The organism is Dokdonella sp. (genome assembly GCF_051958935.1).
Classification (GTDB): domain Bacteria; phylum Pseudomonadota; class Gammaproteobacteria; order Xanthomonadales; family Rhodanobacteraceae; genus Dokdonella_A.
On record NZ_JBQCFP010000138.1, the window covers coordinates 1 to 5,613 of the forward strand.

7 protein-coding genes are annotated in these 5,613 nt (G+C 67.5%); all 7 read right to left on the bottom strand.

Annotation, left to right across the window (positions count from 1 at the left end; genetic code table 11):
* Positions 1-1,100 (bottom strand): phage portal protein (locus ACTHK2_RS13830; RefSeq protein WP_440246301.1); only part of this gene is annotated, 1,100 nt, incomplete at its 3' end.
* Between the two features lie 80 nt (positions 1,101-1,180).
* A complete protein-coding gene (locus ACTHK2_RS13835) occupies positions 1,181-1,402 on the bottom strand; it encodes a primosomal replication protein PriB/PriC domain protein (RefSeq protein WP_440246302.1) in 222 nt (73 codons plus the stop codon).
* 102 nt (positions 1,403-1,504) lie between these two features.
* On the bottom strand, positions 1,505-1,783 hold the full coding sequence (locus ACTHK2_RS13840; RefSeq protein WP_440246303.1) for a hypothetical protein: 279 nt from the start codon (positions 1,781-1,783) through the stop codon (positions 1,505-1,507).
* 26 nt (positions 1,784-1,809) lie between these two features.
* On the bottom strand, positions 1,810-3,798 hold the full coding sequence (locus tag ACTHK2_RS13845; protein WP_440246304.1) for a phage terminase large subunit family protein: 1,989 nt from the start codon (positions 3,796-3,798) through the stop codon (positions 1,810-1,812).
* Positions 3,795-4,385 carry a hypothetical protein gene (locus ACTHK2_RS13850; RefSeq protein ID WP_440246306.1) on the bottom strand — a complete coding sequence of 197 codons (591 nt, stop codon included), beginning with the start codon at positions 4,383-4,385 and terminating at the stop codon, positions 3,795-3,797. The genes ACTHK2_RS13845 and ACTHK2_RS13850 overlap by 4 nt, the downstream gene beginning before the upstream one ends.
* On the bottom strand, positions 4,382-4,630 hold the full coding sequence (locus ACTHK2_RS13855; RefSeq protein ID WP_440246307.1) for a hypothetical protein: 249 nt from the start codon (positions 4,628-4,630) through the stop codon (positions 4,382-4,384). The genes ACTHK2_RS13850 and ACTHK2_RS13855 overlap by 4 nt, the downstream gene beginning before the upstream one ends.
* 458 nt (positions 4,631-5,088) lie before the next feature.
* The coding region (locus tag ACTHK2_RS13860; RefSeq protein WP_440246308.1) for a primase-helicase family protein at positions 5,089-5,613 on the bottom strand (525 nt) is incomplete at its 5' end.

The following is a 5,613-nucleotide window of genomic DNA, read 5'->3' on the forward strand; positions in this document are numbered from 1 at the left end:
ATCTGCGCGATCACCTCGTAGGCGAGAACGCCGTAGGCGCCGTACTGCTCGACGAGCTCCTGGCGCTGCGACGAATAGGTGCCGTTGTAGTTCTTCGAGAGTGACGAGAACGACACGCGCATGCCGCTCGCGACGGCGCGCAGCTGGCCGTTGCGATACGGCTCAAGGCCGGCGTTCGGGCGCTTGGTGTCGATGGTCGACACGCTTTCGCCGGGGCGCAGGGTGTCGAAGATCATGCCCGGCTGCATCTGCATGTGCCGGGTCCCCAGGGGATTGCCCTCGGCATCGACGCCCCCGTTGTACGTGCTCGGATCGCCCTTCACGATCACGGCCGCCATGCATGCGGCGATCTTCGCGGCGACACGCTCGGACTCTTCGTAGTCCTTGAGGTCATCAAGGCGCGTGAGCACGGACGCGAGCAGGCTCACGCCTCGGCGCTGGCCGATACGCTCGATGATCGTGGCGTGATGGATGAGGTCGGCGGGAACGCGCTTCGTTTCCGGCATCGCGACGAACGGATCGCCCGGGTGCTGCTTGTAGAGCCAGTACGCGATCGCACGGCCCCACGCATTGCACTCGACGCCCTGCATGATGTTGCGCTGCTGGTCGAAGAGGTCGAGCGGCAGCAGGTCCGGCTCGATCATCTCGACCGAGTAGGGAATGGCCGTGCCGTGCTCGAGGTACGCGACAGGACCGACGAGGTCCTGGAACAGCACCTCGCCGTCGCGGAACATCGTGCGCGCGAGCAGGCGCTCCATGCTCGGCCGGTCGTGGCGCCAGGTGACTTCCGGGCGACGAGACCAGTCGCGGTACAGCGGAACGATCTGGTCGACGAGCTCCTCGACGATGTCGCCATTCTCATCGCGCGGTTGCGGCTCGACGCCGATGCCCGCCGGACCCACGATGTTCTGCACGAGCACATTGAGGCCGCCGATGGCGATGTCGTGATTGCGGTCGAGGTGGCGCGCCTGCGTACGAATCTGCGCCGCGCTCAACATCGTCGCCGAGGTACCACTGCCGAAGTCACGCGCCGCGCGGCGCAGGCGGTTGCGCTCGGCCGCGTCGTAGGCGGAATGCATCGCGCTCGCCTGGACGTTCATCGCACTGGCTTGCACACGTGCGCGTGCGCGGCGAAGGCCCCAACCGGGGGCAAGCGCGAGGATGGCGCGATCGACCAGGTTCATCGGCAGCGCCCCGAGAAATCGGCAACGGCGAAGCCGCAGTCACCGCGGACGCTCGCTGTTTCGGCGGCGACGCGCCGCTCCCATTCCTGCCGGCCCGCCTGAATCTCGGGCAGATTGGCGAGCGTGAGCTGGCGCTCGCCGAGTCGATAGGACTGACCCGCCAGCACTGCGAGTTCCGCAGCGAGGTAGGCGTCGCGCATGTCGGTGGCCGTGCTCATCGTCGAGCATGCTGCGCGCCGAGGTGTTCCTGAGTCACGCCAAAACCGGGAACACCTGCGTCTAAAAATCAAAGGGTTGCGAGGCTAGGTGTTCCCGAAATTTCACTTTTCGGGAACACCCCCACTGTTCGCCGCACCGAGGATCCGATCGAGCGTCAGCTTTCCAATGCGAAAGCGCTTCCGCAGTTCTCGCTTGGATACACCGCGACTCGCCGCGGCACGGATGTCTTCGGCTGGCGGCCCGCGCCTCGTCGCCTTCGGCAACCGATCGCCACCGTACTCGCGAAGCATGTAGGAAAGCGCCGGCTCGACGAACTGCCGCACGTGCGCCTCCGGGTAGCCGGTATGCGCGATCGTGGCGCTGACGACGTCGTCGATCATCGCCTTCGCCGAGCGCGCGACGGTCGTCATAGCCGCTTGCTCCATTCCGATGATCCGAAGCCGCCGGCCGACGGTGCTGCGGGGTCATCGCGTTTCACGTTCTTTGTTTCACGGGGAACAGGTTGCGTCGCGACAGTGGGTGCATCCACTAGGCGGCGGCCGAGGCGCGCTTCGGCCGCGTCCCATTCCGCCTTCGATCGGCGATGCAGGCGCAGCTCCGGGTGATGCGTCGCGGCGTAGGCGTACACCCAGGTGTCGAGCGGCTCATTGCGCACGCCGGTGCGCTTCTCGAAGCGGTTCTTGAGCGGGTTGTAGGTTTCGCTGACCATGCCGGCGAAGAACTCTGGCGGCAGGTCCGCGGAGAGGTGCACGAAGCGGTCCGCGATCTCCTTCGGCACTTCGCGCCCGTCGACCTTCTTGGGTTCCGCGTCGGCGCCGATGCGGCTGTAGAGCAGATGCTTCACCGCGACTGTGCCGACGTGGTAGATGGTGACGCCGCGCTTGTCGAGCTGGCCGTGCCAGTTCACGTCCTGCAGTTTGCCCTTGCTCAGCACCGGCGCGTTGTTGGGCACCGCGCCGAAGATCGCAATCGCGCGGCGCAGCGGGTGTGAGCCGCCGGGGCGCGTACGCACGAAGTTCTTCACCGCCTCGGTGCGATGGCCGCCGGCGTCGATGCACACCGCCTCGACGCGCAGGTTGGTGCCGCCCTCGTGCTCGATGCCGCGATTGAGCAGGTCCACCAGCGAAACCCAGACCGCTGCCTCGGCGGGGTCGCCCGGCAGCTCGACATAGTCGAGCGTCCACGACTGCAGGCCGCGGCCCCAACCGACGATGTGCACGGCCAAACGGTTGTTCTGCGTGTCGACGCCAGCGGTGACCGCGAGCACGCCGTAGGGTGCGGTGCGCAGGCGATACGGCTCCGCGCGATCGGCGAGCAGCTCGTGCTTGACCTTGCGCATCGCCGGGTCTTCCCACGACTCGGCGAGGCGCTCCTGCACGAACACCTGCAGCTTGGCTGGGTCTCGCACGGCGGCGCGGTACATGTGCACCAACTCAAGCCAGCGTGGGCCCTGCCCGATCTGGTAATAGAGGCAGTTCGCGCGGTAGCCGCGCGTGGGGCGACCGGGTTTCTCCGGCACCCAGCGACCCCGCGCGATCACCGCGGTCTTTTCGTGCTCGTCGATGGCGCAGGCGCATTCGCGGCAGACGTACCAGCACTTCGACGCGTCGTCGTTCCAGTGCAGCCCGCTCCAAACGAGCGGTTGCTCGTGGCCGCAGTGCGGGCACGGCACGGGGTATCGCCGCTGGTCCGATTCGTCGTACAGCCCATCGAGCCGGGAGACGCCTTTGATGCCAGTCGTCCCGATCCAGCAGCGCTTGTAGGTGAAGGGGAACGCGGTGTTGCGGCCCTTGATGAGCTCGACGGGATCCTCGCCGCCGCCGAGAGCCGAGGCGAACTTGTCGAGCTCGTCGACCAGCATGACGCGGATGCTCTTGAGCGTGAGGCGCGTCGCCGTCTTGGCGTGATCGACGAAGAGCTGCCCGCCCGCGAAATCCTTGAACGCCTTCTGGTTGGCCGCGTTGCGGCTGTTGGAGCTGGTGAGGGAGCGCTGCACGGCCGGCGTGCCCTCGATGAGCGACGCGAGCTTCTGGTCGATCCACGCGTTCATCGCGATGTCGTCCGGCAGCACCACCATGGTCGGGCCGGGATCGATGTCCATCGTGTAGCCGAGGACGTTGAGCTCGAACTCCGTCTTGCCGTACTGGATCGGCAGGATCAGCGTCACCTCGCGCACGTCGCTGCTCTTGGACATGCAGTCCATCGGCTCACGCAGCAGCGGGTTGTTCGGGTTGCGCCAGCGGCCCGGCTTGGAGCTGCCCTTGGTCGTGAGCACGCGCTCGCGTTCCGCCCAGTCGCTGACCGTGATCGGGTCGCGTGGCCGCAGCGCGCGCGCAAGCACGCCGGAGATCGCCGGGTAGGCCGCGCGTGGGACGGCTACGGATACGGCGTTCACGCGCCGCTGCCTCCCTTCGCAATGGCCGCGAACTCGCGCGCGAGTTCCTGCAGGGCGTGGTGGATCTCTTCGGCCATGATCGAGCGGATGCGCGCTTCGTCCGACTCGGCGGCCAGGCGCGGCGCGAGGTTGTCCGGCAGCTGCTCGAGCGTCCTGCGCAGCTGCGTGCTGGCCGATGCGATGGCGGACTCGACGTCGGCGGCGTCCATGAGCAGGCCGATTTCGCGCTCGTAGTCGCGCTTGGCGGCGAGTGCGAGGTAGTTCTCGCGCATGGCGCGGCTCGCCTGGAACTTCGGGTCGCGCGCGTCCTGGGCGGAGGCCTCGTCCTCGCCTTCGATGTCGCCGCCGGCGATCGTCGGGCCATCCTCGCCACGCGCCTGCGCATGACGCGCGACGGTGCCGATCCTGGACGGATCGCGCGTCGCCTCGATGCGCGCGATGGATTCGGCGACGCGCACGCGCTTGCCGTCCTCGGTCAGCACGAGGCGGTCCGCCTGGCGCAGCTGCGTCACGTACGACGGCTTGCGCTTGATGAGGTCGGCGAACTCGCGGAAGGTCGCCGTCGCCGGCTGCTCGTGCGCGGTCATGCCGCCGCTCCGTGGGAGAGAGGCGACAGGCCGCCGGACGGCGTGCCGATGAGGTCCAGCTGCTCGGCCGCCGCCGCGCGCACGAGGATGCGTTGCTGGCGCGCCGCGCGCTTGCGCCGGGCCTGCTCGCGCTTCACCGCATCGTAGAGCGCCTGCGCGGCCGGGATCTCGCGCGCGAGCCGTGCGCGCGTCGCATGCAGCTCCACGTCGCTCATGGCGATCGCGGTTGCCGTGGTGGCCTTCACCCTTCCCTCCTTTCCTTCGGACATGCGCGAAAAAAGAGTCGCGCGCGCGGACGTGCGGCATGTGCGCCATGCTGTGCGGATAGGCGAACGTCGCAAGCGGTTGATTGAAAACGGTTGTGCGGTATGTGCGGCATGTGCGGCATGCCTACGCGTACGCGAGCACGTTGCGGCGTGGTTGGCTCTAGCGCGCGATGCTCGCGCGCCCGCATGTGGCGGTTTTCTTGCCGCACATGCCGCACACGCCTTTGGAATCAATGCGTTGTTGCCGCACCGGAAGCCGCACACCATGCTGCACATGCCGCACGTCATGGGCCACGCTCCTGCCGCGAGTCGGCCATGGCATTGCGGAAGGCGGCGACGCACTCGCCGAGCCAGGTCGTGCGCAACTTCCCCGGCGGTGGCTCAGCTTGGCCGAACAGGAGAAACCCGTGCGGGCCGGCGATGCTCTGCCCGTCCATTTAGCGCTCGCGCGTGTTGGGCACGTCGTGCTTGCGCTTGATCGCGTTGGTGAACTTGGGCAGCGGCGCCGGCCTCACGCCGATGTCGTGGCAGAAGCCCTTGTAGGCGTCGTAGGCATCCTTCGCCAGGCACGGTGCGAACGGCATGCGACCGATGTTCCCGAGCAGCAGCTCGTTGTGGAAGCGCGTCGGGCTGTCGCGGCCGAGATCGATCAGGTCTTCCTTCGCCTCGGTGTAGGGCGGCTTTGTGTTCTCGTGGAAGTCGCCGAGATCCAGATGCAGCAGGTAGTCGTGCAGCGCGGCGACGCCGCCGTTCTCGAGCTCAGCCGCGACCGCCTGGTAGAAATCGGGCTGCAGGCCACCCGGCGTCCAGACGACGGCGTGCCGGCGATCGTCTTCCTCGAGCGCGACGGGCATCGCCTCGTTGGAGAGAAAGACCATGTTGACGTTGTTGCGCTCGTCGCGCGCGGCGACGTTCTTCGCGTTGATGCGAATCCACGTGCCCGTGATGAACGCCTTGAGCTT